Origin of the sequence: Candidatus Collinsella stercoripullorum (assembly GCF_027669965.1) — a bacterium.
In the GTDB taxonomy this organism is placed as follows: domain Bacteria; phylum Actinomycetota; class Coriobacteriia; order Coriobacteriales; family Coriobacteriaceae; genus Collinsella; species Collinsella stercoripullorum.
This window is the reverse complement of sequence record NZ_JAQECM010000061.1, coordinates 1-310: the sequence shown is the minus strand read 5'-3', so window position 1 is coordinate 310 and position 310 is coordinate 1. Positions and strand designations below refer to the sequence as shown.

Annotated in this window: 1 protein-coding gene; it reads right to left on the bottom strand. The window is 78.1% G+C overall.

Features of this window, described 5'->3' with window-relative positions; all coding sequences use genetic code 11:
• A partial coding sequence (locus PHA29_RS09500; RefSeq protein ID WP_270849367.1) for an ATP-binding cassette domain-containing protein occupies window positions 1-310 on the bottom strand: 310 nt, incomplete at both ends.

Sequence of the window (310 nt, the reverse complement as noted above, 5' to 3'; positions counted from 1 at the left end):
GGACGCCGGATTCCGCCCCCGCGAACAGCGCGACGTTCTCGACGGCGGTGAGGTCGTCCACCAGGCGCGTGTCCTGGAACAGCATGGCGGGGCGCCCGTGCACCGACAGCTCGCCGGACAGGGGGGCGAGCGCGCCGGCGACGGTGCGCAGCAAGGTGGTCTTGCCCGCGCCGGAGGGCCCCATGAGGCAGAGCGCCTCGCCGGGGCCGACCGAGAACGAGACGTCCTCGAGCGCCGCCGTCCCGCCGTGGCCGACGGCGAGCCCGCGCGCCCGGACGAGGGCGCCCCCGTCGCGCGCCGTCCCGGACGC